The sequence below is a fragment of the Roseobacter sp. CCS2 genome, assembly GCF_000169435.1.
Lineage (GTDB): Bacteria > Pseudomonadota > Alphaproteobacteria > Rhodobacterales > Rhodobacteraceae > Yoonia.
Genome location: NZ_AAYB01000001.1, coordinates 933,317 through 949,341 on the forward strand (window position 1 = coordinate 933,317; position 16,025 = coordinate 949,341).

Annotated in this window: 15 protein-coding genes; 8 read left to right on the forward strand and 7 right to left on the reverse strand. The window is 55.6% G+C overall.

All coding sequences use genetic code 11. From position 1 onward, the window contains the following. Positions 1–105 precede the first annotated feature (105 nt). The 5 genes from RCCS2_RS04775 to RCCS2_RS04795 all read right to left on the reverse strand — a co-directional run bounded on the left by RCCS2_RS04775 (position 106) and on the right by RCCS2_RS04795 (position 5,961). Entirely contained in the window at positions 106–1,212 is a 1,107-nt protein-coding gene (locus tag RCCS2_RS04775; protein ID WP_008231863.1) for a flagellar basal body P-ring protein FlgI, read from the reverse strand. Continuing rightward, complete coding sequence (locus RCCS2_RS04780) at positions 1,213–2,217, reverse strand: flagellin (protein ID WP_232204230.1); 1,005 nt, start codon at positions 2,215–2,217, stop codon at positions 1,213–1,215. Further along, positions 2,218–3,666, reverse strand: a complete 1,449-nt coding sequence (gene flgK, locus RCCS2_RS04785; RefSeq protein ID WP_037293197.1) for a flagellar hook-associated protein FlgK — start codon at positions 3,664–3,666, stop codon at positions 2,218–2,220. 21 nt (positions 3,667–3,687) lie between these two features. Continuing rightward, positions 3,688–5,022 (reverse strand): flagellar hook protein FlgE, encoded by a 1,335-nt coding sequence (locus tag RCCS2_RS04790; RefSeq protein ID WP_008231869.1) that lies wholly within the window; start codon positions 5,020–5,022, stop codon positions 3,688–3,690. A gap of 102 nt (positions 5,023–5,124) precedes the next feature. After that, positions 5,125–5,961 carry a flagellar motor protein MotB gene (locus RCCS2_RS04795; protein WP_008231871.1) on the reverse strand — a complete coding sequence of 279 codons (837 nt, stop codon included), beginning with the start codon at positions 5,959–5,961 and terminating at the stop codon, positions 5,125–5,127. 215 nt (positions 5,962–6,176) lie between these two features. Here RCCS2_RS04795 and chlG point away from each other — a divergent pair, with 215 nt between their 5' ends. The 7 genes from chlG (at position 6,177) to RCCS2_RS04830 (ending at position 13,532) form a co-directional block, all read left to right on the forward strand. Beyond that, positions 6,177–7,091, forward strand: coding sequence for a chlorophyll synthase ChlG (chlG, locus tag RCCS2_RS04800; RefSeq protein ID WP_008231873.1), 915 nt, complete (start codon positions 6,177–6,179; stop codon positions 7,089–7,091). Between the two features lies 1 nt (position 7,092). Beyond that, positions 7,093–8,373: a BCD family MFS transporter gene (locus RCCS2_RS04805; RefSeq protein ID WP_008231874.1), complete on the forward strand. Its 1,281-nt coding sequence runs from the start codon at positions 7,093–7,095 to the stop codon at positions 8,371–8,373. Positions 8,374–8,375: 2 nt separating this feature from the next. After that, positions 8,376–9,557 carry a geranylgeranyl diphosphate reductase gene (locus RCCS2_RS04810; protein WP_037293531.1) on the forward strand — a complete coding sequence of 394 codons (1,182 nt, stop codon included), beginning with the start codon at positions 8,376–8,378 and terminating at the stop codon, positions 9,555–9,557. Then, positions 9,554–10,087 carry an isopentenyl-diphosphate Delta-isomerase gene (idi, locus tag RCCS2_RS04815; RefSeq protein WP_008231876.1) on the forward strand — a complete coding sequence of 178 codons (534 nt, stop codon included), beginning with the start codon at positions 9,554–9,556 and terminating at the stop codon, positions 10,085–10,087. Before RCCS2_RS04810 ends, idi begins: the two co-directional genes overlap by 4 nt. A gap of 59 nt (positions 10,088–10,146) precedes the next feature. After that, entirely contained in the window at positions 10,147–10,677 is a 531-nt protein-coding gene (locus tag RCCS2_RS04820) for a gamma-glutamylcyclotransferase (RefSeq protein ID WP_008231877.1), read from the forward strand. A gap of 155 nt (positions 10,678–10,832) precedes the next feature. Then, on the forward strand, positions 10,833–11,918 hold the full coding sequence (locus RCCS2_RS04825; RefSeq protein WP_008231878.1) for a hypothetical protein: 1,086 nt from the start codon (positions 10,833–10,835) through the stop codon (positions 11,916–11,918). 3 nt (positions 11,919–11,921) lie between these two features. Further along, a complete protein-coding gene (locus RCCS2_RS04830; protein ID WP_008231879.1) occupies positions 11,922–13,532 on the forward strand; it encodes a peptidoglycan -binding protein in 1,611 nt (536 codons plus the stop codon). On the opposite strand, the gene RCCS2_RS04835 is transcribed toward RCCS2_RS04830, so the two are convergent. Both RCCS2_RS04835 and RCCS2_RS04840 read right to left on the reverse strand, forming a co-directional pair. Next, positions 13,529–14,857 (reverse strand): ABC1 kinase family protein, encoded by a 1,329-nt coding sequence (locus RCCS2_RS04835; RefSeq protein ID WP_008231880.1) that lies wholly within the window; start codon positions 14,855–14,857, stop codon positions 13,529–13,531. The two genes, RCCS2_RS04830 and RCCS2_RS04835, sit on opposite strands and share 4 nt — an antisense overlap. Then, entirely contained in the window at positions 14,854–15,069 is a 216-nt protein-coding gene (locus RCCS2_RS04840; RefSeq protein ID WP_008231882.1) for a DUF2805 domain-containing protein, read from the reverse strand. Before RCCS2_RS04840 ends, RCCS2_RS04835 begins: the two co-directional genes overlap by 4 nt. 92 nt (positions 15,070–15,161) lie before the next feature. Between RCCS2_RS04840 and RCCS2_RS04845 the strand changes: the two genes are divergently transcribed. Continuing rightward, positions 15,162–15,974, forward strand: coding sequence for a methyltransferase family protein (locus RCCS2_RS04845; RefSeq protein WP_037293533.1), 813 nt, complete (start codon positions 15,162–15,164; stop codon positions 15,972–15,974). Positions 15,975–16,025 lie beyond the last annotated feature (51 nt).

Below are 16,025 nucleotides of genomic sequence, written 5' to 3' on the forward strand. Positions count from 1 at the left end.
ATTGTTTTTGATTACCCGTCGACTTGACCGGATAGCGCAAGCTTAGCCAAATATCAGCCGCTAGTCCGCTATGGTTTATCATTATGTGCAAGTCCACATAGGCAGTTAGCGCACAATGAACTCGGCATGTAATGCACCGCTTGCTTTGATACTTTTGAGGATGTCGATCATATCGCGCGGCGCAACACCAAGCGCGTTCAGACCAGCGACAACCTCGCTCAACGATGTTCCGCCGTCAACTTCCGCAAGGCCAATACCAGGCTCCTCGATGACATCGACATCAGTTCTTGGGACAATCACCGTTTCACCCTCAGCGAAGGGATTAGGCTGGGCAACGAGCGGCGCTTCTTGGATACGCAAAGTCAAGTTTCCCTGACTGACAGCAACCCGGCTGATCCGCACATCTTCCCCCATGACAATTGTCCCTGAGCGCTGATCAACAACAACGCGGGCGCGTCGTTCAGGTTGGACCATGATGTTTTCGACACGTACCAGCGCATGCGCAGGAGAGCGCATTTTTGTGGCAGGAATGCTTAGCTCAACCGTACCTGCATCAAGCATCACAGCGACAGCGCCAGAAAATTCAGCATTTATTGCCCGTTCAATCCGATCAGCAGTCGTAAAATCTGGCGTGCGCAGCGCCATGCGTATGGTGTGCAGGCTAGAGAAATCAAAGGTGATCTCTCGTTCTATTGTCGCACCAGATGGGATAACCCCCGCCGTGGGCACGCCCTGAATAACAGCGGCGCCATCACCCGCAGCGGACGCGCCACCGGCAATAATCGTTCCTTGAGCCACTGCGTAAATATCACCATCAGCGGCTTTCATGGGGGTCATGATCAATGTCCCACCCAGCAGGCTATCTGCATCTCCTATGGCTGATACTGTGATATCCAGCGCGCTACCGGCCCGGGCAAAGGGAGGCAGTTCACCTGTCACCAGAACGGCCGCAACGTTATTGGGGCGAAACTGTTCCCCTGTCACGTTGACGCCCAGTCGTTCCAACACATTGCCAAGGATATCTTCAGTGAACGGCGAATTGCGCAAGCCATCGCCAGTCCCATTCAGTCCCACAACAAGCCCATAACCAACCAGATCATTTGACCTGACGCCATCAAACTCAACCAGATCTTTGATCCGTACGGGATTTGCCGCCGTCAAATTCGGCAGCAGCAAAGCAACGAAAAGACACAGGGACTGTAAAAGTCGCATTTAAATAAACCTCAGCAGGCTGAGTTGTGATAGTCGTGCGGTCAAACTGAAAAATGTCTCTAACTGTGTCTGCTGCGCCTGAAGACGCGATGCAGTTTCAAATGGATCAGCCAGAGAGAGGTCATTGGCAACCTGTCGCAGTGTCGTTTGCTGCGCGCCAGTCTCGGTCTGCGCGCGGGCCACACTGTTTTCAGCGAAGCCAACGCGCGCCTGGACAGCAACCAGACTGCTCGCAGAGCCATAAAGCTGGGACGCTGCATTTGTGAGCAGATCAACCTTAGCCGCGCGATCCAGTCCCGGCAGCATATCGGCAAGGGCCGCAAGCGCTGCACCTTGCAATACCTGCTTAACAGCAGGATCATCAGCGCGCGCATCGATACGGATTGATTGATCTTCGGTCACCCGCCGTTCGATGGGACCGCCAGTATCACCCTGATAGCCGGTTGCGGCGAACCCCCCAGCGGGATCATTGAACCACGTATCAACCGTCGCAATAATCGTCGCCGGGTCAAGGGAAGCCCCAATTGCGGTTTGCAAACCGGCCAGCATATCGTCAGCGGCGACCAAAGGTGTTGTATTCACGCTATTCCCGCTCATCAACGCGCGGTCGGCAATTCGAGTGTTCAGTGCTGTGACCATTTCTTCGAAACTGCTTTGCGATGCACGTGCGGCTTCGTCGACTTGCGCTGTCGTACTGCTCTCATTGACCAGCAGCAGGCTTTCGACCGTCCGCGCCCGCGTGTTATCGACTTTATTAAGGATAATCTGGATATTGCCGAGGGTCTGTTCTGTCTCGGACGCGACCTGAAGATACCCATCCAGTTGCGTCAAACTATATTGAACCCCGGAAAACCGTGCCGTATCACCGTTCAAGCTTTTGGTTAGATCAGCGACCTTACCGGAGCTAAGGCTTTCAGCAAGTTCAAACAACTCTGATTTAATCGCGCTCCCATCACGCAAAGACGTGAATTGCCGCGCCATATCACCTATTGAGACTACAGTCATTTATAGCTCCATCAGTCTTTGCATCATGAAATCGACCGTTTGAATAACCTTTGCATTGGCCGCGTAGGCCTGCTCAATTTGCAGCAACCTTTGCAGCTCCACATCTGTATCAATACCGTCCGCGAGTTCGGCCTCGCGCAAGGTTTCCCATCTGGCGGTCGTAAAACTCAGCTGTTCCTGAGCCATCAGTCGCGTGGTGCCTACCTCTGACACATATGCTGCGATGCGGCCCGATGCAGATGCGAGCGTCGCACCCGGCACATCCATGCGTGGTGTATCCAATGCTGCAATCCAACGGTTGATCTGTGCCGCATCGCCAGTCGGGCCGGGGGTGGTGGCGTTTAACCCGTCACGCAGCAATGCAAGATTGCCACCCTGCGCGGGAACAATGGCAGGATTCACCGAAATGCGACCCGCCAGACCCGATAAGTCCGAAAGATCCAGCGGATTACCCTGATCCGTCAAAAGTCCGATATCGCCAGGCATTAGTGATGGGTCATTTGTACTATCCTGAAAGCGCGCAACCAGATCGGCTGTAATCCCGTCCAATGCGCTTTGCGCTTGTACAAGTGTTTGGTCGCGCAGCACAAAGGCAGCCCCCAGTGTGCCCCCATCAAGACGCCCAACCCCTGTTGCGAGATCCAATGCAACGCCATCTAACTTAATCGCGCCCAATGCACCACTTGCCAAAGTCATATCGGCAGTGATGGTCAGTGTATTTTGAAAGCCAAACTCCCGCGGTCTTGAATCCAAAAGCGTTGTCCCGCTTGTCGTCATCAAGCCAATGCTGCCATTATCGCGGGGCATCTCACGCACAGGCACGATTCCAGCGATCTGGTCGACCGCACGTTGCCGTGCATCCAACAGCGCAGATGGATCATCCCCTGAACCGCTGATCCGCAAAATATCTTTGTTGAGGGCATCGACCTGCTGAAGCGCACCATTCAGCACATCAATATCGCGTGCAATCGCGACATCTGCATCCTGACGCAACGCCTGGACACTGGCGGTATTGGCTTTCAACGTACCCGCTACACCCTCAAGCCGCGCTACAACCGATGCAAGTCGAAGTTCCGATGCGGGGTCACTACCGGCTGCGATCAAGGCGCGCTCAAATTCTGCTAGCCGTGCACCAAGACCCGCTGCATCATCTGGTCCACCGATGGCTTGCTCTAGTCGCATCACAAGATCGACGCTGCGTTCCTGCCCGCTAAGCGCGGCGTCAGCCAACCGCCGGTCCGCCAACAGACCAGCATCAACAAAGCGATTAATGCTATCAACGCGCACACCGCCACCGCGGCCACCAACCTGCACAGACGACAGTTCAACCCCGCGACGGCCATATCCCTCTGTCAGCGCATTCGACAGGTTAGAAGAGACCACCTCTGCCATCCGCGACGTGGCAGTCAGGCCGGTAACAGCATTATTCAGTGCGCTGGACATACTCATATCAGTCTACTCCAGTCAGGATCAGCGTTTAATGTTGGTGGTCTCTTGCAGCATCTCGTCAACAGTCTGGATCACCTTGGCGTTCGAAGAATAGGCCCGCTGTGTTTGAATCAATTCCGTCAGTTCACCTGCAACATCCGTTGCGGATTCTTCACGTGCAAAGCCAACAATATCGCCCGTTGGTCCATCACCGGCATCCCAAAGAAAGAAGGAACCACTATCAGGGGTCACGCGATAGCTTTGTTGATCAAGTGTTTCGAGCCCGTTGACGTTTGGAACATCAACCAGCGGGATTTGATACAGCACCCGGTTGATCCCAATATCAAAAGAAGCCCGCACAAAGCCGTTTTGATCAACTTCAATCGAGGTCAGACTGCCCACAGGCGTCCCGTTCTTGGAAATTGATACCGGAGCGAATGCATCAGATAGCTGCGTCAGGCCAATAGAACTGCCCAATTCGCCAATGTTGATCTCCATCGGTCCGCCGTCCACATTGATGCTAAGCGCACCTGTAATCGGATCATAGGCACCACCAACAGGTGCGGCAGGGTCGGCGAAATCCACATTCGCCAATGTACCGCCACCGCCGCGCGTGGCATCAAATGTCAAAGTGTATTCACCAACAACGTCGGGGATCCCGTCTGCATCAACGTCAGATTCACTATCCCTGATTTCCATTGTCCATTCATTGGATGCGCCATTTGCCGGCACAGTTGGCGTGAAAGTAAAGCTTAGGTTTGAAGAAGCGCCAAGATTGTCAAAATACTCAACCGACAGCGACTCACTTTCGCCAGAAGCCCCTTCCCGCGTGGAGGTTGCGGGCAAATTCACTGACAGGTCGACCCGCGTCGTTGCTTCGCCGGCGAACTGGTTGGCGTTGATCTGCACGGGCACCAACCCGTCAATCGAATCCCTTGGATAGTTGGGGATTGTGCCATCCGCCGCCGCAGGCACGCCCAATAGGACCAACCCCCCGGGTGATCGCAAATACCCTTGCGCGTCTGGGCGGAATGACCCCGTTGTTGTTAGAAACAGCGGATTATCCCCGTTATCAACCGTAACAGATGTTTCTGATGTCACAGGCAGCATCCCACGCCCGCGCACAGCCAGGTCTGTTGGGTTCGATGTCGACACCAACGCCCCACGTTCATCAATTAAACGCGATGTCGTGGTGCGGACGCCCCCGGCAGAATAGGTGCCTTGCCCACTTTCGATCACCATCGACTGAAAATCCGTCACAGCCCGCTTATAACCATACGTAGAAGAATTCGAGATATTGTCAGAGATCGTTGCAAGCCGCGTCGCATTTGCCGCCAAGCCCGCAACACTCGCGTTCAAAGAAGAGGAAATCGTCATATGGTTGAGCCTTTCTGCATCAGAGATGACACTAAGTTTCACAACCACCTAAACCCTCAGCCTTAACGCCCCCCTAATGTCTAAAATTCGAGTAATCTGTATTCAGATGTCAGATCGCAGCAAGATCACCTCAATCCGATTATTGCGCGGCGCTGTCGCATCACGCACGGCAGGTTCGCGATCACCCGCACCGGACTGGCGCACGATCCGCATCGGATCAAGGCCACCACTTTGCAACATCAGCCGCATTTGCACAGCGCGCCCGGTCGACAGTTCCCAAACCGGGTTATCAATTTGCAGTGGTGATTTCGCGCTTAGGTGTCCTTTGACGGCCACGTCGTTGCTGACTGTGGTAAACATGCGCGCCATGATAGTTGCAATTTCCGCAGTCACCGGGTTTGGCACGGTAGTATCATCCACAAAAAGCGTGACCTCGGGCAGATCATAAATCTCAATCACAAGACCTTCGTCCGTAAGCCGCGTAATGATGTGCCGCAGCGCCTGATCTGACAGCATGCTTTCGCCGCCCTGCCCCATCAGCACAGCCTCGATATCGCGCAAGGCAGCAACCTGTGCGGCCACGGCTGCAGCGGCCTCTGCATCGGTTTCGCTTTGCACCGGGTCCATACCGATTGTCGGCTGACTGATGCCTGTCCCGCTTTGAGCCAGCGTTTGTTCCGTAAAGATATTGTCACCGCCAAATGCACCCGAACCGCCGCCAGACACGCGGTTAATGGGGATCGTAGGGGCGAAATAGTCAGCAAGGCCTTTGCGCTGCTGTTCAGTTGTGGCGTTCAACAGCCACATCAGCATGAAAAACGCCATCATCGCCGTAACAAAATCAGCATAAGCCACCTTCCAGGCCCCGCCGTGATGGCCACCGCCTGCTATGACTTTCTTGCGTTTAATAATCGTTGGTGCGTTTGATCCTACGGTCATACTACTACCTCATGTCTTCACCCAGAACGGGCTTAAAACAGCGGAAGTGAAAGCAGGCTTAACGGAACAATTCGATGAAAATCACTTGGTTAGAGGATTTGATCAGACAACGCATCGGCGCGTTGCCGTAGCACTTTGCCAGAGTGACAAGATGGCACAGTGTCAACACACCTTTACACTTGCCCAGAACAGGTATGTCACTTTAAACTGACAATATGAGTGTCACGTCAGATTTACAGATTAGCGAGACGGCACGCCGCTGGCCAGAGCCACGCGCGATGCTGCGTTTGATCAAACCCGTGACATGGTTTCCACCGATGTGGGCTTACTTGTGCGGGGTCGTATCATCTGGCGCAAGCCCCTCTGATCATTGGTTTTTAGTCATTCTTGGCATCGTTCTTGCCGGGCCGATCGTCTGCGGAATGTCACAAGCAGCAAACGACTGGTGCGACCGGCATGTGGATGCCATCAATGAACCTGACCGCCCGATTCCATCAGGACGTATTCCGGGGCGCTGGGGGCTTTATATTGCGCTGGCGATGACAGTTCTTGGGCTGGTCGTTGGCTATCAGTTGGGCCCTTGGGGCTTTGGTGCGACAATTCTTGCCGTTGCTGCAGCATGGGCATACTCCGCTGAACCGATCCGCGCGAAAAAATCTGGCTGGTGGGGTCCGGGGCTTTGCGGCCTTGCATATGAAACACTGCCTTGGATCACGGGTGCCGCCGTCGTTGCGGCAGCTGCACCCAACCCGCAAGTCATTCTGATCGCCGTTCTCTATGGTCTTGGCGCGCATGGGATCATGACACTCAACGATTTCAAAGCGATCGAAGGCGACCGGGCCACTGGCCTGCGGTCCCTGCCTGTCACACTTGGCCCTGATCGCGCGGCACGCGTTGCCTGCTGGATTATGGCCATACCGCAAGCCATCGTGATTGGCCTGCTGACCTATTGGGACAAACCCGGTTTTGCGCTGGGCGTCATGGCGATGCTGGCCGTGCAACTGGGTGCGATGCGCGTGCTGCTGCGCGACCCCGAAGGCAAGACGCCTTGGTATCAGGGCATGGGCATTCTTTTCTACATCAGCGGCATGATGATTGCTGCCGTTGCCCTGCGCGGGATCGGAGGCTGAGATGACACTTTCATGGTTCCAAATTGTCCGGCTAGGCTTTGTGCAAATGGCATTGGGCGCGATTGTGGTTCTGACAACGTCGACGCTAAACCGGTTAATGGTTGTAGAACTGTCGTTACCCGCCATCCTACCCGGCCTGTTGGTTGGCCTGCACTATGGCATCCAACTGACACGCCCGCATTGGGGGTTCTATTCAGACACCGGCGGACACCGCACGCGGTGGATCATCGGCGGAATGTTTACATTGGCATTGGGCGCATTCTTGGCCGCTTACGGCGTGGTGGCATTCGCACAATCCTTTGCGCTTGGCCTCACGATTTCGATCATCGCTTATACATTGATCGGCTTAGGCGTTGGCGCATCGGGCACGTCACTGCTGGCCCTTCTTGCAACAACCACAGCACCGCATCGTCGCGCTGCTGCGGCAACAATCACATGGCTGATGATGATCTTCGGGATCGCAATGACCGCCGGGATTGTAGGGCAATTCATTGATCCCTATACGCCTGCTCTTTTGCTTAAGATTGTCGGCATCGTCGTCACGATCGCCGTGTTGATCACCTGCCTTGCTGTTTGGCGCATTGAACGTAATCTGATCGCTGTACGCGAACCTGACCCAACACCCTTCATGGATGGGCTGCGCGAGGTCTGGTCCGAACGCAAAGCGCGCAACTTTACTATCTTCGTTTTCCTGTCGATGACCGCCTATTTCATGCAAGAACTGATCCTTGAACCCTATGCCGGCCTTGTCTTCGGTTTCACACCGGGACAATCCACATCGCTATCGGGTGCGCAGAACGGTGGCGTCTTTATCGGCATGCTCGCCGTTGGCATCCTTGCCACTGGTTTCAAGATTGGTGCATTGCGCAACTGGGTTATGACGGGCTGTGTAGGGTCTGCTTGTGCGCTGATCCTGATCACCTTCCTTGGGCCCATCGGGCCAAGCGCCCCACTTGTCCCTGCGGTCGTCTTTCTGGGCTTTTTCAACGGCATGTTCGCTGTCGCTGCCATAGGATCAATGATGGCACTGGCTGCCGAAGGGGCCGAGCGCCGCGAAGGCACGCGCATGGGTCTTTGGGGTGCTGCTCAGGCTATCGCCGCAGGCTTTGGCGGGCTGGTCGGTGCCGCCATGGTCGACGTGTTGCGCACCACAATGACCGACACCCAAGCCTTCGGGTCCGTCTTCATCGCCGAAGCCGCCCTCTTTATCGCAGCCACCGCTATGGCCGCCAAAATCATGGACCGCAAAATGCCGTCCGCCACCCTCGTTCCGGGAGAATGAAAATGCAATATGATGTTGTTGTCGTGGGCGCAGGCCCATCCGGGGCCACCGCCGCCGAAGACCTCGCGCGGTCTGGTCACAAAGTTGCGTTCATCGACCGGGATGGGCGGATCAAACCTTGCGGCGGCGCCGTACCCCCCCGCTTGATCGAGGATTTCTTTATTCCAGACGAACAGATCGTGGCCAAGGTGAACACCGCGCGTATGATCTCGCCCACTGGCAGGCATGTTGATATCCCGATTGAGAATGGCTTCGTCGGCATGGTGGATCGCGAACACTTTGACGAATTCCTGCGCAAGCGTGCAAAGGACGCCGGCGCGCATCGCTACACCGGCACCTTCACCAAGATCGAGCGGGACGCGGACGGCACGCATGTCATCTACCGCGACAAGATCAGCGGGAACGAGATGAAGCTGGATACCAAACTGGTCATCGGCGCGGATGGCGCACGATCAAACGTGGCGCGGGCAGAGGTCAAAGACGGGGACAAAATCCCCTATGTGATCGCCTATCACGAGATTATCGAAGCGCCCGAACCAACACCAAGCTATGATCCCGCGCGCTGCGATGTCGTCTATGACGGTAAAATCTCGCCTGATTTCTATGGCTGGGTCTTTCCCCATGGCGGGCAAGCCAGCGTTGGCATGGGGTCAATGATCAAATCGGTCGATGTCAAACAGGCAACAGCAGACCTGCGCGCTGCCTCTGGCCTTACCGATTGCAAGACGATCCGCAAGGAAGGCGCACCCATTCCTCTCAAACCGCTCGACTGTTGGGACAATGGCAGCGATGTCGTGCTGGCAGGTGATGCGGCAGGTGTCGTCGCCCCCTCATCCGGCGAAGGCATCTATTACGCGATGGTTGGAGGACGCGTTGCGGCCACGGCTGCCGCTGCGTGCCTTTCAACGGGACGGGCGAAAGACCTGCAACTGGCCCGTAAACTTTTCATGCGCGAACATAAACAGGTTTTCCGGGTTCTGGGCGCAATGCAAAACGCCTATTACCGCAGTGACGAACGGCGCGAGCGGTTCGTGTCCCTGTGTCATGATGTCGACGTGCAAAAGCTGACGTTTGAGGCCTATATGAACAAGAAATTGGTAAAGGCACGGCCCATGGCACACCTGAAAATCGGCATCAAGAACCTTGCGCATCTGACGCGACTGGTCTCGCCTTTGCGCACATGACGATCATGATCCCGGCCTGGGAAAACGGCACGCTGAAACCGGTGGAAAAGCTGGACGCGCATTTGCGTGGACTGAAACACAAGGCAGTCAGCGTCTTTGTGATGAACCGCGGGCGTGTGCTGATCCAACAGCGGGCGATGGACAAATATCATACGCCCGGGCTTTGGGCGAACACGTGTTGCACGCACCCCGAATGGGACGAAGACCCTACTGATTGCGCTGTGCGCCGTCTGAACGAAGAGCTTGGGATCAAAGGCCTGTACCCATCACACCGTGACCAGATCGAGTATCGCGCCGATGTCGGTGGTGGGCTTATCGAACATGAGGTTGTGCAGGTCTATGTGGCTGACGCGCCCAATGATCTACAGATTGCTCCAAACCCCGAAGAGGTCATGAACACCCGTTGGGTCGACTTCTACGATCTGTCAGCAGACGTGGCACGACACCCGGCCCAATATACGCCTTGGCTGCGGATTTATCTGCAGGAACATACAAACGCGATCTTTGGCGATATGATGCGGGTCGGTTAAACCCCTTTCCGTTTGACGCAATTCAGTGTTTATGACCCCTGCAAGACAGGGGTCTGAACATGGCGTTTTGGGTATTTGGATATGGATCATTGTTGTGGAACCCCGGTTTCACACCCGTCCGGCAGGTCAAGGCGCGGTTGCACGACTATCACCGTAGCTTTTGCATGCTCTCAATCCACCACCGAGGTTCCGAAGAAGACCCGGGGCTTGTTCTTGCGCTTGACGCGCAAGCAGGCGGACAATGCACCGGTGTCGCTTTTCAAATAGCCGACAAAGACGCCGATCAAGTGCACGAAGAACTTCGGGCGCGCGAGTTGATTTCATCTGCCTATTACGAAGACACAGTCGAACTGGTCAGCGATGACGGCGAAAAGATCCCGGCGCTGGCCTACATCATCAATCGCGATCACGTGCAATACTGCCAATTCGATCTGGAAAAACAGGCGCAAATCATCGCGCAGGCGGTCGGTGGGCGCGGACCGAACACGGAATATCTGTTCAACACAGCGGCCCATCTGACCGAACTTGGGATCAAAGACGCTGACATGGAATGGCTTGCCACCCGCGTGCGTGCTTTGACAGCAACATAAAGCCACCCCGATTTTGTTTGGGTTTGCGCACATCCGCCCATATGGTGTTATGCGAGCAGAACAATCACACAATATGAGGACTCCCTCCTTTGTCGGATAAACGGGAACCCAAGGCACAGCCGCAATTTTCACAGCCTCTCCGTCAGCTTCTATTCATGCTGATCGTGCTTGGCCTTGTCAGCGCTGGTTTTTATCTTGGGCTAGAGCAGATCACAGCGATCTACCAATCGAACATCTACCTCAATGGGGTGATCCTTGGGGTCTTTGTACTGGGCGTCTTGTCCTGCTTTAATCAGGTCTTCCTGCTAATGAACTCTGTGCGCTGGATCGAACGGTTCGCGCAAGATGCGGGCGGGCATTCGTATAGCACAGCACCATCATTGCTCGCGCCACTAGCAACGCTACTGCGGTCACGGGGCGCACGCACACAAGTCTCATCCAGTTCCGGGCGGTCGATCCTCGATTCAGTCGCGCAGCGGATCGACGAAGACCGCGAAATCACACGCTATATCGGCAACGTTTTGATTTTCCTTGGCCTTTTGGGTACGTTTTATGGCCTTGCCACGACTGTACCTGCCTTGGTCGAAACCATCCGTTCCCTAAATCCCGGCGAAGGCGAAAGCGGCGCAGATATCTTTGCCCGCCTCCAGTCCGGGCTGGAAGCACAGTTAGGCGGCATGGGCACGGCATTCTCAAGCTCGCTCATGGGTCTTGCTGGATCACTGATTGTTGGCCTTCTTGAACTTTTCGCAGGCCATGGCCAGAACCGTTTCTACCGTGAATTGGAAGAATGGTTGTCCACGATCACACGCGTCGGCATTGACGGCGAAGAAGGCAGCGGCGGCGCTGACCTCAGCGCGATGGGCCCCTTTGTCGACCAGTTGGGCGAATTGATGGACACCATCCAAATGCAAATGGGCCAGACCGACGCTGATCGCGAAGAAAATGATAGGCGCTTTGCATCGCTCGCCACCGCCATCGAAAAACTGGCGCAAGCGTCGGCAACAAACACCAATACGAACGTGTTAGAACGCGTGGCCATTGGCCAAGAAGCGCTGATCCAGAAGATGGACGAAAACGGCATGGATGGGATCGATGCAGAAAGCCGGATGCGTTTGCGATCCATCGACGTGCAACTACTGCGCATTTTGGAAGAAATGTCCGCCGGTCGTCAGGAAAGCGTCAGCGATCTGCGCAATGAGATCGCCAACCTGACAAACGCGATCAAAGGCAGAGGCTGATCCATGGCGCTGAGCCGCAGATCATCAAACCGCTTTCAAAACGCGATCTGGCCGGGTTTTGTGGATGCGATGACCGGCCTTTTGCTGGTGCTGATGTTTGTGTTGACGATCTTTATGGTTATCCAATTCGTACTGCGCCAGCAGATCACCGGACAAGAAACACAGCTGGACGCGCTGAGTGACGAAGTGGCGGCACTGACAGCGACGCTTGGGCTGGAGCGGGATACAAACGCAGCACTCACATCTGATCTGGAAACAGCCAATGCCGAAGCCACACAACAGGCCGGCAGGATCGCCGCGCTGATCGCGGAACGCGAAGCGCAGGATCAGGCGTTGTCGCAAGCGCAAAGCGAGATCACCCAGTTTGAGGCGCAAGTCGCCGGATTGCTGAGTGAACGCAACGATGCACGCGCGAATATCGCCAGTTTGGAGGCCGAGCAAGAACAGCTCTTAACAGAGCAAGAGGCGTTGAACCTCGCGTTGGCGCAAGCGCGCACCGAGATTGACGAAGGCGTTGAAGCTGCACGTCTTGCCGCCGCAAGGCGCGAGGCGCTGGAAGCCTTGGTCACCGACCTAGAGACTGAAAACGACACACAAACGGCCCGTATTACAGAACTCGAAGCTGACCAAATCACAAGCGCCGCCGCGGCAGAGGCGTTGCGCGAACGGCTTGCCAATGCAGATACCGAGTTAACCGCGATGACGCTGAACTTGGAACGCCAGCGGCAAGAGGCGGAAGATACCTTGACGCTATTGGCAGCCGCGCGCGCGGCACAGGCAGAGCTGGAAGCCCTGCGCGGAACCCTGAACGAGGATAATCAAGAAGCTGCCGCGCAAGCCGCGTTGCTTGCTCTTGCGAATGAAGAATTGGCCGCGCAAGAGGCATTGTCCGCCGAAAGCCAGCGTCAGGTAACCTTGCTGAACGAACAAATCACCGAACTGCGCACCCAAGTCAGCAGCCTGCAATCACTGCTGAACCTTGCCGAAGAAGCTGACCGCGAGGCGCAGGTGCAAATCGAAACGCTAGGCGCACAGTTGAACACCGCCCTTGCAAGGGTCGTATCAGAAGAACGCCAACGCCGCACTTTGGAAGAGGCAGAGCGGATCAGACTAGAGGCCGAAGCAGAACGCCTTGCCGCAGAAGCAGAGGACCTTGCGCGCTTCAAATCCACCTTCTTTGGTGAGTTGCGCCAAATCCTGGAAGGTCAAGACCGCATCCGGGTCGAAGGCGACCGTTTCATCTTTAACTCCGAGGTTTTGTTTCAACCCGGCAGTGCGACCCTATCGCCCGCTGGCGAAGCTGAAATCGCCAATATCGCCGATATCCTTCGCAGTATCGCTGCCGATATCCCCGAAGGGATCGACTGGGTGATCCGCGTTGATGGTCACACCGATAACGTCCCTATTGGCAGTAACAGCCGTTTTGCCGATAACTGGGAACTTAGCCAGGCGCGCGCATTATCCGTGGTGCGGTTCATGTCCGAAGACTTGGGGATTGATCCGCGCAGGCTGGCGGCGAATGGCTTTGGTGAGTTCCAGCCTCTCAACCCGCTGAACACGGCAGAGGCCCGGGCCCAAAACCGCCGGATCGAGCTGAAACTGACAGAGCGCTAGGCGCCGACATACCGCATAAGATACCCGCGCAAATCAATTTGTGCGCCAAGTTGGCTGGCCAGCAGAAACATGCCCCCAAACTTGCGCTGCAAAAGTAAAACGTCAATCGGTAGCGGGGGCGGGACAAAACCATCTTCTGCCAGCGCCATGCCAGCCTCTTGCATCGCGCGCGGCAATACTTTGTCGGTAAAATCAAAAGGGGCATCTTTGCGCAGCGCATCAAAGGCCATACCCATCATATCCATGATCGCGGTGTGGTGATGGGGTGCGGTATCGCGTGCAACAAAACCAATCTCTTCAGCAATGGCAGCTATCGCCGTTTGATCATCAGCCAACCCGGCTGCCAGCAAACGCCGATATTGATCAACCACCTTCGGATCAAGCACACGGGTCGCCCCGAAATCCAGCAATATAATCTTACCAGTCGCCGGATCATACCGATAGTTGGCAAAATTCGGGTCGGTCTGCATCAACCCGTCATCGAATAATTCACGCAACGTCAGTCCAATCAAAGCATCAGCCACCCGGTCGCGCTCTGCCTTTGGCTGCGCAAAGGCTGCCTCTATTGGCGTACCCTCGACGAACGACATGGCAAGAACTTCGCGAGTGCTCCAATCTGGAAAGTGGGTAGGCACTGTGAATGCGGGCGCATCCGCCAACAACTGGCCAAATCGCGCAAGGTTTTCACCCTCATGCGCATAATCAGTCTCTAAATGCAGCTGCTTGCGCGCCTCTTCCAGATAGGGGGCCAGTTCAAACCCTTTTGGCAATAGTCCCGACATTCGTAACAAGGCTTCTACATTCGCCACATCACTGTCGATGCTTTGGGCCACACCGGGGTATTGCACCTTGATCGCCAGATCCGTCCCATCCTTCAGCCGCGCACGATGCACCTGACCGATGGACGCTGCTGCGATGGGGCGCACATCAAACTTCGCAAACTGCCCCAACCAGCCATCCGGCCAATTCGCATTCAGCACCTTTTTCAACTGGGCAGGCGGCATAATATGCGCGTCATCACGCAGCCGCGCCATGATCTGTGCCAGCTCTGGCGGCAGAAATTCACCCGTGTCCATGGACATCAACTGTCCGATTTTCATCGCGGCACCGCGCATCTGCGCCAGCTTTTCAGTCACCCGCGTGATATTCTGTGGCGTCATCAGCAGATCACGCATGGCAGGACGCTGGCCTTGGGCCAATTGGCTCAGGCCGTTGACCGCCATATTGCCCGCAACCCCGGCCGTCATCGTGCCCAGACGGGTAAACCGGGACATGCGGCCCGATGGTACGGCAAGTTCGCGCGGCAAGTTACGATTATCTGTCATTTATAGTTTTCCCGCCGATCCCCAAAATCGCGTACACGTTTGCGCCACGCGCGGTAACTGCCGGGTTTCAGATTGTCCCGCATCAACGCTTTGACGTCCTTTTCGGCAACGCCGTATTCGCGGCGAATATCCTGAAAACTGACGTGATCAGATAGCGCCATCTGAATAATGTCGCTAACGTGGGCTGGGGTAAGTTGGGGCGTCTTGGTCATACCTGTGAGATAGAGGCATCCCTACTTAAGGCAACCTGCGACGAATATGCAGACCCTATCGCTTTTTGTTTTCACTGACCTACCTGCGATTTATGCATAACACGTCACCATCCCCCTTCAGGCGTCTACTGACACTCGCGCTTGGCACTTTAAGGCCACCGCCGGGGCGAAAACGCATTACGATCGCTTTGCTCTATGGCTTCATATGCCACCTGATCTTTGCTGCGGCTGTCATTGCCATGATCACCGCGATGTTTTTTGGGATGAGCGAAAGCCTTGGGCGCTTGCCTGCCCCATGGAGCTATCTGGCCAACGCGCTGCTGATCGCGCAATTCCCGCTCATGCACTCTGCTTTGCTCAGCGCGCGCGGGTCGGTGATATTGCGCAAACTTGGCCCCGCTGCATATAGCGGGACACTTTCCACCACGACCTATGCGATTATTGCGTCTATCCAGCTTTTGTTGCTGTTTGCACTTTGGACACCCAGCGGGATCATTTGGTGGCAAGCCGAAGGAGCTGCATTCTTTATCATCTGCATACTTTATGCCGTGTCTTGGGCGCTTTTGATCAAGGCCAGCTATGATGCGGGTGCTGAGGTGCAATCTGGCGCGCTTGGCTGGATGTCACTCGCACAAAACATCAAACCCGTTTTCCCCGATATGCCGACCACCGGTTTGTTCCGACTGATCCGGCAACCGATCTATGTCGCCTTTGCGCTGACACTTTGGACAGTTCCGGTTTGGACACCTGACCAACTGGCCCTTGCAACTACATTGACGGCCTATTGTTTACTGGCACCACGATTAAAAGAACGCAGGTTCGCCAAACGCTATGGCGACCGCTTTTCCGCGTACCAAAAGGCGGTCCCCTACGCGTTACCAGCCCTCCGCCGGCGACAGAAATAGGTCAGCTGCGCCGCTTATGCTGCCGGTGCGGCAATCCGTCCTCTGCGCAGG